We start from the raw sequence: 14,785 nt of genomic DNA on the forward strand, positions 1-14,785 counted from the left end.
CCGTTGGGTGTGATCACGGCGGGCTCCCGATCGCGTGCGGATCCGGACAGTCTGCCCGATCGGCGGGGCCCGGCCGGACACGCCGGGCGCCCGCCCCCGGTCAGCGCTTGGGGAGCGGTACCCGTACGAGGTCGGCGGCGACCGTCAGTTCGCCTTCGAAGCCCGCGGCCCGTGCCTGCCGCTCGAAGGCGTCGGGGTCGCTGTAGCGCTGGGAGAAGTGCGTGAGCACGAGATGGCGTACACCGGACTCCGCCGCCACCCGGCCCGCCTGCCCCGCGGTGAGATGGCCGTGGTCGGTGGCCAGCCGCTCGTCCTCGTCCAGGAACGTCGACTCGATGACCAGCAGGTCGCACCCCTCGGCGAGCGCGAACGCCCCGTCGCAGAGCCGGGTGTCCATGACGAAGGCGAACCGCTGGCCGCGCCGGACCTCGCTGACCTGGTCCAGCGTGACGCCGTGGAGCGCGCCCTCGCGCTGGAGCCGTCCCACGTCGGGCCCCGCGATGCCGTGCGCGGCGAGCCGTACGGGGTCCATCCGGCGCCCGTCGGGCTCGGTGAGGCGGTAGCCGTACGCCTCGACGGGGTGGGAGAGCTTGCGGGTGTCCAGGGTGTACGCGGCGGTGCGCGCGAGGACGCCGTCGCCGGTGATCGGCGCCTCGGTCAGCGCGACCGTCTCGCGGTAGGCGGTCGCGTACCGCAGCCGTTCGAAGAAGCGCCGGCCGCTCGCCGGGTAGTGCGCGGTGATCTCGTGCGGCACCTGGTCGAGGTTGATGCGCTGGACGACCCCGGCGAGGCCGAGCGAGTGGTCGCCGTGGAAGTGCGTGACGCAGATCCGGTTGATGTCGTGCGCGGCGACCCCGGCGCGCAGCATCTGGCGCTGGGTGCCCTCGCCGGGGTCGAAGAGCAGCCCCTCGCCGTCCCAGCGCAGCAGATAGCCGTTGTGGTTGCGATGGCGGGTGGGCACCTGGCTGGCGGTGCCCAGCACGACCAGTTCTCGGACGGACAAGGCGCCTACCCGGGAGGCCAGTTGAGGCCGCGTCCGCCCAGGACGTGGGCGTGCGCGTGGAAGACGGTCTGGCCGGCGCCGGAGCCCGTGTTGAACACGACGCGGTACCCGGTGGTGTCCGTCCTGTCGTCGGCGGCGACGGCCGCCGCCTCGGTCAGCACGTCCGCGGCGACGGCCGGTTCGGCCGCGGCGAGGGTGGCGGCGTCCGGGTAGTGCGCCCGGGGAATGACCAGGACGTGCGTCGGCGCCTGCGGGTTGATGTCCCGGAAGGCGACGGTGGTCGGACTCTCGCGCACGATGGTCGCGGGCACCTCCCCCGAGACGATCTTGCAGAACAGGCAGTCGGCCTGCGGTTCTCCGGCCATGGTCCCGGCCTCCTCGGCAGAGCGGTGTCAGTCGGTGATCGGTCGGTGATCGGTTCCGTACGGGCGCATCGTATCCGGCGCCACCGACAGGACCGGGGTGGCAGCGCGCGAGCGGTGCGGGCGTACGGTCAGGACCAGCGGCCCGTGCGGCCCAGCAGCAGCGCCGTGGCCGCCGTCCCCGCGGTGGAGGTGCGCAGCACGCTGGCGCCCAGCCGGTACGGGCGCGCGCCGACCGCCGCGAACGCCGTCAACTCCTCGGGCGACACGCCCCCTTCGGGGCCCACGACCAGCACGATCGAGCCGGTCTCCGGCAGTTCGGCGGTGGCCAGCGCGGCGCTGTCCGCGGCGCGGTCCTCGTGCAGGACTGCCGCGAAGTCGGCGGTGGCGAGCAGGGCGGCGACCTGCTTGGTGGTCAGGGCGTCCGCGATCTCGGGGAAGCGCACCCGGCGCGACTGTTTGCCCGCCTCGCGCGCGGTGGCCCGCCACTTGGCGAGCGCCTTCGCGCCCCGCTCGCCCCGCCACTGGGTGACGCAGCGCGCCGCGGACCACGGGACGACGGCGTCGACGCCGGTCTCGGTCATGGTCTCGACGGCCAGTTCACCCCGGTCGCCCTTGGGGAGGGCCTGGACGACGGTGATCCGGGGCGCGGGTTCGGGCTCGGTCCGTACCTCGGTGACCGCGACGTCCAGCCGGTCCTTGCCCTCGACCGCCGCGACCGTCCCGTACCCGGCGGTGCCCGCGCCGTCCGTCAGCACGATCTCCTCACCGACCCGCAGCCTCCGTACGGAGACGGCGTGGCGCCCCTCGGGTCCGTCGAGCGTGACGGTGCCCGCGCGCAGCGTGCCCGGGGCGACGACGAAGACGGGTGCGGTCACTGGGCGCTGCCGAGGCCGGGCATGAACGAGGCGCGGGTGGCGTCGAGTTCGCCCACGAGGACCTCGACCAGCTTGCCCGCGGGCAGGTCGCGCGCCAGCCGGTGGCCCTGGCCGGCCCAGAGCGCCATGCCCTGCGCGTCGCCCACCTTGGCTGCGGCCTTGCGCAGCCCGGAGGTGAGGTGGTGGACCTCGGGGTAGGCGGGCGGGGCGTACGGGCCGTGCTCGCGCATGAAGCGGTTGACGAGTCCGCGGGCGGGGCGGCCCGAGAACGCCCGGGTCAGCTCGGTGCGTACGAACAGGGGGTTGGTCATGGCCTGTTTGTGCAGGGCGTTCGCCCCGGACTCCGGGCAGACGAGGAACGCGGTGCCGAGCTGCGCCGCGTCGGCGCCCGCCGCGAGCACGGCGGCGATCTGGCCGCCGCGCATCAGCCCGCCCGCGGCGATGAGCGGCAGGTCCACGGCGGCCCTGACCTGCGCGATCAGCGAGAGCAGCCCGATGCCCGCACCGTCGGTGGACGGGTCGTCGCGGTGTGTCCCCTGGTGGCCGCCTGCCTCGATGCCCTGCACGCAGACGGCGTCGGCGCCGGACCACTGGGCGGTCTGGGCCTCCTCGGCCGTGGTCACGGTGACGACGGTGTAGGTGCCGACGCCCGCGAAGGCGTCGAAGGTCGTCCTGGTGGGGCAGCCGAAGGTGAAGGAGACGACCGGGACCGGGTCGTCGAGCAGGATCGCGAGCTTCGCCTCGTACGCGTCGTCCCGCCCCGACTCGGGGTCGCCGAGCGGTGTGTCGTACCAGGCGGCCTCACCGGCGAGCTGGTTGCGGTAGACCTCGACGGCCGCGTGGTCGGCGTAGTGCGGCTGCGGCATGAAGAGGTTGACGCCGAAGGGGCGGCCGGTGAGGCCCCGGAGCTGTTTGACCTCTTCGTACATGCCGTCGACCGTCTTGTACCCGGCGGCCAGGAACCCGAGGCCCCCGGCCTCGGAGACGGCCGCCGCGAGCTGCGGGCAGGACGCGCCGCCCGCCATGGGGGCCTGCACGATCGGATACCGGCAGAGATCGGTCAGTGCGGAGGACATGCAGGCATGGTGCCATGTCGGCCACGGCACCTCCGAATCGGTACCGCGCCGCACGCGACGAGGGGTCCGGGGTCCGCCCCCGAACCCTGACCGGCAGGACCTCGGCGCCCGCCGCCGAGGGCACTCCCCCGGCCCGTACGCCTGGCCGTACCGACGGTCCCGCCGACCGGGGAAACCGGGGCGGCGGGAGCGTCAGCGGGGCCGCCTACCGTCCGTTGAACGCATCCTTCAACCGCGAGAACAACCCCTGCTGCCCTGGCCGGCTGTGCTCACCCGGGGGACACCCCCCGGACCCCCGGCCTGACAGGACCCGCCTACCGTCCGTTGAACGCATCCTTCAACCGCGAGAACAACCCCTGCTGCCCTGGCTGGAATTGGCCTGTGGGCCGTTCCTCGCCGCGGAGCTGGGCCAGTTCGCGCAGCAGGCGTTCCTGCTCCGGGTCCATCTTCGTCGGGGTCATCACCTCGACGTGGACGATCAGGTCGCCCCGGCCGCCGCCCCGCAGATGGGTGATGCCGCGGCCGTGCAGCGGGATCGACTGGCCGGACTGGGTGCCGGGGCGTACGTCGATCTCCTCCACGCCGTCCAGCGTCTCCAGCGGACACTTCGTGCCGAGCGCCGCCGCCGTCATCGGGATCGTGACGGTGCAGTGCAGGTCGTCGCCGCGCCGCTGGAACGTGGCGTGCGGGACCTCGTGGATCTCCACGTACAGGTCACCGGCGGGGCCGCCGCCCGGGCCGACCTCGCCCTCGCCCGCGAGCTGGATACGGGTGCCGTTGTCGACGCCCGCGGGGATCTTGACCGTGAGCGTGCGGCGCGAACGGATCCGGCCGTCGCCCGCGCACTCGGGGCACGGCGTGGGGACGACCGTACCGAAGCCCTGGCACTGCGGGCAGGGCCGCGAGGTCATGACCTGGCCCAGGAAGGACCGCGTGACCTGCGAGACCTCGCCCCGGCCGCGGCACATGTCGCAGGTCTGCGCGGAGGTGCCGGGCGCGGCGCCCTCGCCGGAACAGGTCGTGCAGACGATCGCCGTGTCGACCTGGATGTCCTTGGTCGTGCCGAAGGCCGCCTCGTTGAGGTCGATCTCCAGCCGGATCATCGCGTCCTGGCCGCGCCGGGTCCGCGACCGCGGGCCGCGCTGCGACGCCGTGCCGAAGAACGCGTCCATGATGTCCGAGAAGTTGCCGAAGCCGCCGGCTCCGAACCCTCCCGCGCCACCGCCCCCGCTGGAGGACAGCGGGTCGCCGCCGAGGTCGTAGACCTGCTTCTTCTGCGGGTCCGACAACACCTCGTACGCGGCGTTGATCTCCTTGAAGCGCTCTTGCGTCTTGGGATCGGGATTGACATCCGGGTGCAGCTCGCGCGCGAGCCTGCGGAATGCCTTCTTGATCTCGTCCTGAGATGCGTCGCGGCGCACGCCGAGTACGGCGTAGTAGTCCGTGGCCACTTACGACTCCGCCAGGATCTGTCCGACGTAACGTGCCACTGCGCGTACCGCTCCCATCGTTCCGGGGTAGTCCATGCGGGTCGGTCCGACCACGCCGAGTTTGGCGACTGCCTCGTCGCCCGAACCGTAGCCGACCGCGACGACGGACGTGGAGTTGAGTCCCTCGTGGGCGTTCTCGTGCCCGATACGTACGGTCATGCCGGGGTCCGCGGCCTCACCGAGGAGCTTGAGGAGCACCACATGCTCCTCCAGCGCCTCCAGCACCGGCCGGATGGTCAGGGGAAAGTCGTGTCCGAAGCGGGTGATGTTGGCGGTTCCGCCGATCATCAGCCGCTCCTCGGTCTCCTCGACCAGGGTCTCCAGCAGGGTCGCCAGGACCGCCGACACGGTCCCCCGGTCCTCCTGCTCGAAGGAGTCGGGCAGGTCCTGCACGAGCTGCGGGACGTCCGCGAAGCGGCGCCCGACGATCCGGCTGTTGAGCCGGGCCCGCAGGTCCGCGAGGGAGGTCTCGCCGAACGGCGCGGGACAGTCGACCAGACGCTGCTCGACCCGTCCGGTGTCCGTGATCAGGACGAGCATCAGCCGGGCGGGCGCGAGCGCCAGCAGCTCCACGTGCCGCACCGTCGAACGGGTCAGCGAGGGGTACTGCACCACGGCCACCTGCCGGGTGAGCTGCGCGAGCAGCCGTACCGTACGGCCCACGACGTCGTCGAGGTCGACGGCGCCGTCCAGCAGGTTCTGGATGGCGCGGCGCTCCGGCAGCGAGAGGGGCTTGACCCCGGCCAGCCGGTCGACGAAGAGCCGGTAGCCCTTGTCGGTCGGGATGCGCCCGGCGCTGGTGTGCGGCTGGGCGATGAAGCCCTCGTCCTCCAGCACCGCCATGTCGTTGCGTACGGTCGCCGGGGAGACGCCGAGTTTGTGGCGCTCCGTGAGGGCCTTGGAACCGACCGGCTCCTCCGTGCCGACGTAGTCCTGGACGATCGCGCGCAACACTTCGAGTCTGCGTTCGCTGAGCATGGCGCACACCTCCCGATGTCGTCCGTCGTCCTTCGCCCGCCGTGGCACCCGCCGGTGCCCGTTGGCACTCGTTCCGCGGGAGTGCCAGTGGCTCCCGGTTCAGTGTACGGCCGTAAGGCGTACACGGAGCAAGGGCGGCCGACCAGGCTACCCGGCGGATCACGGCGGCCGGCCGGCGCCGGATGTCAGTGGTCTCCCGTAGCGTCCCGGTATGGACGTCCGTTGGGAAGAGCACGGGTGGGAGCGGTTGGGGCCCGGAGTGGGGCGCGTACGCCTGCCGGGGTGGGACGCGACCGTCGGTCTGGTGGCCGGGGAGCGGGGCGCGCTGCTCTACGACACGGGGTCGACGCTGCGGGAGGGTGCGGGGCTCCGGGCGCGGACGCGCGCGCTGCTCGGCGGCCGGCGCGTGACACATGTCGCACTCAGCCATCCGCATTTCGACCATGTGCTGGGGGCCGCGGCGTTCTCGGGCGTGGCGGTGTACGGGGCGGTCGGTCTGGCGGAGCTGCTGGCCGGGGAGGCGGCGGGGACCGCCGGGAGTCTGTACGAGGAGGCGGTGCGGGAGGGGGTTCCGGAGGCGGAGGCGGCCGAGGCGGTGGATCTGCTGGTCAGGCCGGGGCACGCGGTGTGCGGGGAGCTGACGGTGGATCTGGGCGGCGGGCGGCGGGTGGTGCTGGCGAACGCGGGGCCGGGGCACACGGCGCACGACCTGGCGCTGCTGGTGCCGGGGGTCTCCGGGGATCCGGCGGTGCTCTTCTGCGGGGATCTGGTGGAGGAGTCGGGCGAGCCGCAGGCGGGCCCCGACGCGGTCCCGGCGCGCTGGCCCGCCGCCCTGGACCGGCTGCTGGCGCTGGGCGGCGGGGACGGGACGGTGTACGTGCCGGGGCACGGGGCGGTGGTGGACGCGGCGTTCGTACGGGCGCAACGCGACGCGCTGGCCGTGCGGTTCGGCGGGTCGGGGGCGCCCTCGTAGCCCCGCGGTCGCGCCCCGCCTATCGTCGTCCGCATGCGCAGCTACAGCCCCGATCTGACGCCCCCGTGGAAGAAGCCCACGCCCGCGCCGGAGGTCCCCGCCGAACCCGATCTGGTGGTCGAGGAGGTGACGACGGGCTTCTGCGGCGCGGTGATCCGCTGTGAGAAGACCGCCGAGGGGCCGACGGTCACCCTGGAGGACCGCTTCGGCAAGCACCGTGTCTTCCCGCTGGTGGCCCGTGGCTTCCTGCTGGAGGGCCGCCCGGTGACGCTGGTCAGGCCGCGCCCCGGGGGCGGCGCCGGGCCGTCCGCCCCGGCCCGTACGGCCTCGGGCTCGGTCGCCGTGCCGGGCGCCCGCGCGCGGGTGGCGCGGGCGGGCCGGATCTATGTGGAGGGGCGGCACGACGCGGAGCTGGTGGAGAAGGTCTGGGGCGACGACCTGCGCATCGAGGGCGTGGTCGTGGAGTATCTGGGCGGTGTCGACGATCTCCCCGCGGTGGTGGCGGAGTTCGGGCCCGCGCCGGATGCCCGGCTCGGCGTGCTGGTCGACCATCTCGTCCCCGGCTCCAAGGAGTCCCGTATCGCCGCGGCGGCGGCCGGCGCGGACGTCCTGGTGGTGGGCCACCCGTACATCGACGTCTGGGAGGCCGTGAAGCCGTCCTCGGTGTCCATCCCGGCCTGGCCGAAGGTGCCGAGGGGCGAGGACTGGAAGACGGGCGTGTGCGAGGCGCTGGGCTGGCCGCCGAACACGGGGGCGGCGTGGCAGCACATCCTGTCCCGGGTGCACTCCTACCGGGATCTGGAGCCGGCGCTGCTGGGGCGGGTGGAGGAGCTGATCGACTTCGTCACGGCCGGCGGTGAGTCCTGACCCCTGGGAGCGTTTCGAACTCGGACGTGTCCAGTTCCACGTCGAGCATGGGCAGCGGTACGGGTTCGCCGAACTTCGAGGTCCGCACGGTCCGGTAGTCGGCGTCCTCGCCACTGCCGGTGGGGTGGGTGAGCAGGACACACTGTGCTGACGTGGGGTCGACGATCAGATACGCGGGCACCTTCCCCGCCGCGTACATCGACCGCTTGACCCCGTAGTCCCGGTCCCCGCTGGTCCTGGAGACCACTTCCAGCACCAGCTCGACGGCGGGGGCCGGGATGAGCCGTCCGGGGCCTTCCTCGGCTCCCCGCTCCAGGACCACGAGGTCGGGCTGCGGCTCACTCGACTCACCGGGGATGGCGAGGTCCTGGGTCTGGAGGCGGTCCCAGGGTTTGTGCGGAATCTGGTCCTGCACGGACTGCACAATTCGATTGTGGACCCGGTCGGGCCCGGCCATCATCACGATTTCGCCCCTGAGGAGTTCCGCCTTGAGCCCCTCAGGAACCTCAAGGTCCTCAAAGGTCTTGGCCATGCCGGTGATCGGTCGCTCATCCACAGCGGTCATCTCCGTGAGCCTCCACATTCCGCCGTTTCTGTCAGCGGCAGACTAGGGAAACAGCCTAAACAGCCGCACCCGGATCCGCTGGGATTCACCCCGGCGGGTGATCAGTCCACCAGGTCCCTGACGACGGCGTCCGCCAGGAGGCGGCCCTTCAGCGTCAGCACCGCGCGGCCCGCCTCGTAGGGCTCCGGTACGAGCAGGCCGTCGGCCAGGGCGCGAGCGGCGGCGTTCCGGCCGTCCGGGCGGAGGAGGGACAGCTCGCAGCCGTCGGCCAGGCGCAGTTCCAGCAGGATGCGCTCGACCCTACGGTCCTCCTCGGTGAGGAGTTCGCGGCCCGCGCCCGGGGAGCGGCCCTCCGCGAGGGCCTGGGCGTACGCGCCGGGGTGCTTCACGTTCCACCAGCGCACGCCGCCGACATGGCTGTGGGCGCCGGGGCCCGCGCCCCACCAGTCGGCGCCGCGCCAGTACAGCTCGTTGTGGAGGCAGCGCGCCTTCTCCGTGGTGGCCCAGTTGGACACCTCGTACCAGGAGAAGCCGGCCTCCGCGAGCATCCGGTCCGCGATGAGGTAGCGGTCCGCGTGCTCGTCGTCGTCCGTCATGGGGACCTCGCCGCGCCGGATACGGCGGGCGAGCCCGGTGCCCTCCTCGACGATCAGCGCGTACGCCGAGATGTGGTCGGGTCCCGCGCCGACCGCCGCCGTGAGGGTGTCGCGCCAGTCGGTGTCGCTCTCCCCGGGCGTGCCGTAGATCAGGTCGAGGTTCACGTGGTCGAACCCGGCGGCGCGGGCCTCCGCGACGCACGCCTCGGGGCGGCCCGGGGTGTGCGTACGGTCGAGGACCTTCAGGACGTGCTGCTTGGCGCTCTGCATGCCGAAGGAGATCCGGTTGAAGCCGCCCTCGCGCAGGGTGGCGAGATAGGCCGGGTCCACGGACTCGGGGTTCGCCTCCGTGGTGATCTCCGCGTCGTCCGCGAGCCCGAACTCGTCACGGATCGTGTCCAGCATCCGTACGAGGTCCCCGGCGGCGAGCAGGGTCGGGGTGCCGCCGCCGACGAAGACGGTGCGGACCCGGCGCGGGTCGTCGCCGAGGACCTTCCTGGCCAGCCTGACCTCGTCGGCGAGGGTGTCGGCGTAGTTGTCGCGGGAGGCCAGCGCCCCGCCGGAACCGCGCAGCTCGGTCGCCGTGTACGTGTTGAAGTCGCAGTAGCCGCAGCGGGTCGCGCAGTACGGAACGTGCAGGTAGAAGCCGAGCGGTCGGTCCGCCGCGCCTGCCAGGGCGTGCCGGGGCAGCGCTCCGGTCTCGGGCATGGGGTCACCGTCGGGCAGTGCGGAAGGCATGCCCCCAGTGTCCCGTACGCGAGGGGGAGGGCGGGACTGTGCGGTGGCGGGGGACGCCACCCGGTCCCCCGCACCGCCCCGTGGCGGGGGCGCCGCCCGGTCCGCACCGCCCCCGCACCGCCCCGCCCTTGATCACTGCGCCTGGAGCACGAGCAGCGCCAGGTCGTCCCCCGGCGGCGCCTCCGCGAATTCGTGCACCGCGCGCCGTATCCGCTCCGCCACCCCCTGTGCCGTCAGCCCGGCGCACCCCGCGAGGGCCCGCGCGAGCCCGTCGCCGTCGTCGAGCATCCGGCGGCCCGAGCGGCGTTCCGTGACCCCGTCGGTGACGCAGAGCAGCGTGTCCCCGGGCTCCAGGTCGAAGGTGCTGCTCTCGTACGCGACCTTCTCCACGACTCCGAGCAGCACCTGCGGCTCCGCGGCGGTCCGCACGGTGCCGTCGGGGCGCAGGACCAGCGGCAGGGGGTGGCCGGCGCTGGCGAGGGTGCACCGTACGCCGCCGCCGTCCGGCAGGGGCGTCAGCTCGCCGTACAGCAGCGACAGGAAGCGGGCCTGGCGGCCCTCGGGCGGCCCCGGAGGGCTCGCCAGGGCTCCGGGCGGACCACCGGGCCCGGCGGCCGTCCCGAAGGCCGTCAGGGGCGCCGGCTCGGCCGCCTCCGTCGCGTCGTCGAGGAGGAGCCGGTTGAGACGGTCGAGGACCGGGCCGACCCCGTACCCCTCGCGGGCGAGCAGCCGCAGCCAGGGGCGGGCGAGACCGGTGACGACGGCGGCCTCGGGGCCGCTGCCCTGGACGTCGCCGAGCATGAAGCACCAGCGGTCGCCGGGCGGGCACGGGAAGACGTCGTAGAAGTCGCCGCCCGCGAGCCCCTCGTCGCTCGGTTCGTATACGAGGGAGCTGGCGACGCCCGGTATGCGTGCCACCTGGGTGGGCAGCAGTCCGCGCTGGAGGACGCGGCTGATGGTGACCTGGCGGGTGTAGCGGCGGGCCGCGCCGACGGCGAGGGCGACGCGCCGGGCGAAGTCCTCGACGAGGGAGGTCACCGCGTCGGGGACGTCGCCCGGCGCGGGGCGGCCGAGCAGGAGCGTGCCCAGGGCGCGGCCGTTCGCGACGAGCCGGCAGGCGAGCGCCGTGCCGTCGCCCATCGCGCCCTCGAAGGCAGGCCAGGGCACCTGCACCGGTGTGCCGTGCGCCGGTCCCGGGAGCCGCGGCGGCTCCTTCGACAGGGTGGCGCGCAGCGGCTCGATCCGGGACTCGTCGGCGTGCCAGACGCGGGCGAGCCGGGGCGCCGCGCCCGTCTGCGCGCCGTCGCCGTCCAGCCAGACGGCGCACCAGTCGGCGAGGCGCGGCACCAGCAGTTGGCCGGCGAGCGCGGCGACCAGGTCCTCGTCGAGCTGTCCCGCCAGCAGTTCGGACGCCTCGGCGAGGAAGGAGAGGGCCCCTCCGCCGGCCCACTCCGGGTCGTCGCGGACCGCACGCCGGGGTGCGGGGGCCAGGATCTCGGCGGCGCGCAGTCCGCGGCGCAGGGCGGGTTCCTCCGGTTCGCCGTCGGGTCCCGTCTCGCGTCCTTCGAGGGGGAGCCGGGCCCAGACGGTCTTGAGGCCGGAGCGGTAGGTGATGCCCCAGCGTTCGGCGAGCGCGGAGACGAGTTGCAGCCCGCGGCCGTACTCGGGCGTGCCGGAGGGCGGCGGTCCGTTCGGGTCGCTCTGGACGGTCCGTGTCGGGTGGTGGTCGGAGACTTCGAGGACGAGCGCGGCCGGTTCTTCGCGTGCCCGCGCCCCGAGGTCCCCGGAGGGATCCTCGGAGGGGGCTTCGAGGCGGCAGAGGAGTTCGACGGTGGTGCCCGCGTGCACGACCGCGTTGGTGACGAGTTCGTCGACGATCAGCACGGCGTCGTCGGCGAGGAGATCGGTGCTGTGCGTGCCCGGGGAGCAGCACGCGTCCCCTTGGCAGTAGGTGCAGGTGGCGAGCAGCCCGAGGCTGGTCCAGTCCGCGAGCGCCGCGCGTGCGAAGCGGCGTGCGGCGGACGGTGCGAGCGGGTTGCCGGGCAGGCTGGTACGGGAGATGGACCGCGCGTCCCTCCGTAACGGCACCGGGGGTGCCGGACGGTGGCGGGTGTCGCGCGGCATCGGAATGGGCCCCACTGCGGCTCCTGATCCGGTTCTGGCGTTGTGCCGCTTACGATCCCGACAGAGTGACAGACGGAGGGCGTTCCTACGCACCGAGTCATGGAAGTCGCCGGAGATTGCCCCTGGGTCTTGACAGCGGAATCCGCGCGGGGGACGGACCGGCCGCCGGAGGGGTGGCGCGGCGGTGGCGCGGAGTGGGGGCCAAAGCGTCGGAACCGCGTGCGAAAGAGCCCCGGACAGAGCATTCTTGCCTCGCTGGCCGAAAGACACGGGCCGGACAAGGAGCAACAAGGATGATCAGCACATGAACGGCACAGCGGTCGGCACGGAGCGCGCGGGCATCCTGCTCGTCGACGACATGGAGGACAACCTCACCGCGCTCGAAGCGGTGCTGGCCTCGCTGGACGAGCGGCTCGTACGGGCGCGTTCCGGCGAGGAGGCGGTGGAGGCGCTGCTGCGCCAGCCGTTCGCGCTGATACTGCTGGACGTCCGGATGCCCGGCATGGACGGCTTCGAGACCGCGTACCGGATCAAGCGGCTGGACCGGGCCAAGGACATCCCGATCATCTTCCTGAACGGGCCCGGCTCGGACAGCGGTTACGCCTACCGGGGGTACGCCACGGGCGCGGCGGACTTCCTGACCAAGCCGTTCGACCCGTGGATGCTGCGGGCCAAGGTCAGCGTCTTCCTCGATCTGCACCGCAAGAACCGCCAGTTGGAGCGGGCGCTGGCGCGCGAGCAGGAGCAGCTCGGGGAGGTGGCCGGCCGGCTGGCGAAGATCGAGGACGCGCTGCGGAGCGACGCGCCGGAGCATCTGGCCGATCTGCGCCGCCACCTGGAGCGGATCGAGGACGCGCTCGGCGAACTGCGGCGCGGGCGGGACCGGTAGGGCAGCGGATCTGCCCTACCGGTCCTGCCCGCCACGTACCGGCGGCCCGCCCGCACCCACGGCCCCGCCCGAAGGACGGGACCCCGCGTCAGACCTCGCGGGAGCCCTCGTACATCTCCTCGATCAGGTTCTTGTACTCCCGCTCCACGACCGGCCTCTTGAGCTTGAGGCTGGGTGTCAGCTCGCCGTGCTCGATGTCCAGATCGCGCGGGAGCAGCCGGAACTTCTTGATGGTCTGCCAGCGCTGGAGGCCCTCGTTGAGCCGCTTCACGTACCCGTCGACGAGCTGCTCGACCGCCGCCGAGGCGACCACGTCGGCGTACGGCCGCCCGGCCATGCCGTTCTCGGCGGCCCAGCCGAGGATCGCCGGCTCGTCGAGCGCGATCAGCGCCGTACAGAAGTTGCGGTCGGCCCCGTGCACCAGGATGTTGGAGACGAACGGGCAGACGGCCTTGAACCGGCCCTCGACCTCGGCCGGGGCGATGTACTTGCCGCCCGATGTCTTGATCAGGTCCTTCTTGCGGTCGGTGATCCGCAGATAGCCGTCGTTGGACAGCTCGCCGATGTCCCCGGTGTGGAACCAGCCGTCGGACTCCAGCACCTCCACGGTCTTCTCCGGCAACCCGTGATATCCGGCCATCACCCCCGGGCTGCGCAGCAGGATCTCGCCGTCGTCCGCGATCCGTACCTCGGTGCCGGGCAGCGGCTTGCCGACCGTGCCCGTACGGTACGCCTCGCCCGGGTTGACGAAGCTGGCCGCGCTGGTCTCCGTCAGCCCGTACCCCTCCAGGATGTGGATCCCGGCGCCGGAGAAGAAGTAGCCGATCTCGGGCGCGAGCGCGGCGGAGCCGGAGATGGCGGCGCGCAGCCGGCCGCCGAACGCCTCGCGGAGTTTGCTGTAGACGAGCGCGTCGGCGACCTTGTGGCGGGCGCCGAGGGCGAAGGGCACGGTCCTCGTGCCCGTACGGCGGAAGTTGTCCTGGGCCGCGGCGGCGTGCTCACGGGCGACCTCGGCCGCCCACTGGAAGATCTTGTACTTGGCGGGGCCGCCGGCCCGCGCCTTGGCGGCGACGCCGTTGTAGACCTTCTCGAAGATCCGCGGCACGGCGGCCATATAGGTCGGCCGGACCACCGGCAGATTGTCGATGATCTTGTCGACGCGGCCGTCCACGGCGGTGACATGGCCGACCTCGATCTGCCCGGACGTCAGCACCTTCCCGAAGACGTGGGCGAGCGGCAGCCACAGGTACTGCACGTCGTCCGTGCTGATCAGACCGGTGGCGGCGATCGCCTTGGCCATGTACGACCAGCTGTCGTGCCGCAGCCGTACACCCTTGGGGCGGCCGGTGGTGCCCGAGGTGTAGATGAGGGTGGCGAGCTGGTCGGCGGTGATCGCGTCGACCCGCTCCTCGACCGCCTTGGGGTGGCCGGCCAGATACGCGGCGCCGCGCGCCTCCAGCTCGGCGAGCGAGAGCACCCAGCCCTCCGGGTCGCCCTCGGCGGGCACGGCGCCGGCCTCCTCGATCACCACGACATGGGCGAGGTGCGGCAGCTCGGCGCGGCGCTCGCGCACCTTGGCGAGCTGGACGGCGTCCTCCGCGATCAGCACCCGGCTCCCGGAGTCGGAGAGGATGTACGCGGACTCCTCGGTGTTGGTCGAGGGGTAGACCGTGGTGGTCGCGGCGCCCGCGCACATCACCCCGAGGTCGGCGAGGATCCACTCGACGCGGGTGGCGGAGGCGAGCGCGACCCGCTCCTCGGGCCGCACACCGAGCGCGATCAGCCCGGCGGCCACGGCGTACACCCGCCCCGACGCCTCGGCCCAGCTCAGCGAGCGCCACTCGTCGGGGCCCTGCCCGGCGGCGGCCGGGACGGGGTAGCGGTACGCCTCCGTGTCCGGCGTGGCCGCCACGCGCTCAATGAAGAGGGTCGCCACGGAGGGCGGCCGGTTCTCGATCAAGGTCTGGGTGTCGCTCACGGCATCCTCCGGGCCCGCGGCAGCGCTGCCGACGTGCTGACTGAGTTGTGACTGACGAGTAACTAATGCTGCGACCGGCGATGAACTAAACCGACGAGTAACTAAGAATCTGCGCTCAGGGTAAGGGCCGCCCGCCCGGCGCGTAAGAGGCCGTCAGCAGCCGCTTCATAACGAAGCGGGGCCCGCGCGGGGGCTCATGGCGGCTCCCGGATGGGGGCGACGGGCCGCACCCCGACCGCGTTGGCCGGGCTCGGAACCACGGCTGACG

The 14,785-nt window shown here is 73.0% G+C and carries 13 protein-coding genes; 3 read left to right on the forward strand and 10 right to left on the reverse strand.

What is annotated here, in order from left to right; genetic code table 11:
- Positions 1–100: 100 nt before the first annotated feature.
- From ACFXPK_RS17850 to hrcA, 6 genes are all read right to left on the reverse strand, one after another.
- A complete protein-coding gene (locus ACFXPK_RS17850; protein WP_385076333.1) occupies positions 101–1,003 on the reverse strand; it encodes a ribonuclease Z in 903 nt (300 codons plus the stop codon).
- A gap of 5 nt (positions 1,004–1,008) precedes the next feature.
- Positions 1,009–1,368, reverse strand: coding sequence for a histidine triad nucleotide-binding protein (locus ACFXPK_RS17855; RefSeq protein WP_384990552.1), 360 nt, complete (start codon positions 1,366–1,368; stop codon positions 1,009–1,011).
- 128 nt (positions 1,369–1,496) lie between these two features.
- The gene (locus tag ACFXPK_RS17860; RefSeq protein WP_385076335.1) at positions 1,497–2,243 is read right to left on the reverse strand and encodes a 16S rRNA (uracil(1498)-N(3))-methyltransferase; all 747 of its coding nucleotides are present in this window, start codon (positions 2,241–2,243) and stop codon (positions 1,497–1,499) included.
- Positions 2,240–3,319 carry a nitronate monooxygenase gene (locus tag ACFXPK_RS17865; protein WP_385076337.1) on the reverse strand — a complete coding sequence of 360 codons (1,080 nt, stop codon included), beginning with the start codon at positions 3,317–3,319 and terminating at the stop codon, positions 2,240–2,242. Before ACFXPK_RS17865 ends, ACFXPK_RS17860 begins: the two co-directional genes overlap by 4 nt.
- Positions 3,320–3,633: 314 nt before the next feature.
- On the reverse strand, positions 3,634–4,770 hold the full coding sequence (gene dnaJ / locus ACFXPK_RS17870) for a molecular chaperone DnaJ (RefSeq protein ID WP_384990559.1): 1,137 nt from the start codon (positions 4,768–4,770) through the stop codon (positions 3,634–3,636).
- Positions 4,771–5,787: a heat-inducible transcriptional repressor HrcA gene (hrcA, locus tag ACFXPK_RS17875; protein ID WP_329827165.1), complete on the reverse strand. Its 1,017-nt coding sequence runs from the start codon at positions 5,785–5,787 to the stop codon at positions 4,771–4,773. It abuts the gene before it with no gap.
- Positions 5,788–5,998: 211 nt separating this feature from the next.
- Here hrcA and ACFXPK_RS17880 point away from each other — a divergent pair, with 211 nt between their 5' ends.
- Entirely contained in the window at positions 5,999–6,760 is a 762-nt protein-coding gene (locus ACFXPK_RS17880) for an MBL fold metallo-hydrolase (RefSeq protein ID WP_385076340.1), read from the forward strand.
- Positions 6,761–6,793: 33 nt separating this feature from the next.
- Positions 6,794–7,627, forward strand: a complete 834-nt coding sequence (locus ACFXPK_RS17885; RefSeq protein ID WP_384990564.1) for a DUF3097 domain-containing protein — start codon at positions 6,794–6,796, stop codon at positions 7,625–7,627.
- On the opposite strand, the gene ACFXPK_RS17890 is transcribed toward ACFXPK_RS17885, so the two are convergent.
- The 3 genes from ACFXPK_RS17890 to ACFXPK_RS17900 all read right to left on the reverse strand — a co-directional run bounded on the left by ACFXPK_RS17890 (position 7,605) and on the right by ACFXPK_RS17900 (position 11,650).
- Positions 7,605–8,192: a Uma2 family endonuclease gene (locus tag ACFXPK_RS17890; protein ID WP_385076343.1), complete on the reverse strand. Its 588-nt coding sequence runs from the start codon at positions 8,190–8,192 to the stop codon at positions 7,605–7,607. The genes ACFXPK_RS17885 and ACFXPK_RS17890 overlap by 23 nt on opposite strands.
- Before the next feature lie 101 nt (positions 8,193–8,293).
- A complete protein-coding gene (gene hemW, locus ACFXPK_RS17895; RefSeq protein ID WP_384990567.1) occupies positions 8,294–9,526 on the reverse strand; it encodes a radical SAM family heme chaperone HemW in 1,233 nt (410 codons plus the stop codon).
- 132 nt (positions 9,527–9,658) lie between these two features.
- Entirely contained in the window at positions 9,659–11,650 is a 1,992-nt protein-coding gene (locus ACFXPK_RS17900) for a SpoIIE family protein phosphatase (RefSeq protein ID WP_385076369.1), read from the reverse strand.
- 304 nt (positions 11,651–11,954) lie between these two features.
- Between ACFXPK_RS17900 and ACFXPK_RS17905 the strand changes: the two genes are divergently transcribed.
- Positions 11,955–12,539, forward strand: coding sequence for a two-component system response regulator (locus ACFXPK_RS17905; RefSeq protein WP_384990570.1), 585 nt, complete (start codon positions 11,955–11,957; stop codon positions 12,537–12,539).
- A gap of 88 nt (positions 12,540–12,627) precedes the next feature.
- Here ACFXPK_RS17905 and ACFXPK_RS17910 read toward each other — a convergent pair whose 3' ends face one another.
- Positions 12,628–14,517 carry an AMP-dependent synthetase/ligase gene (locus ACFXPK_RS17910; protein WP_385076346.1) on the reverse strand — a complete coding sequence of 630 codons (1,890 nt, stop codon included), beginning with the start codon at positions 14,515–14,517 and terminating at the stop codon, positions 12,628–12,630.
- Positions 14,518–14,785: the final 268 nt, after the last annotated feature.

The sequence above is a fragment of the Streptomyces sp. NPDC059142 genome (assembly GCF_042755665.1).
Taxonomy (GTDB): Bacteria; Actinomycetota; Actinomycetes; order Streptomycetales; family Streptomycetaceae; genus Streptomyces.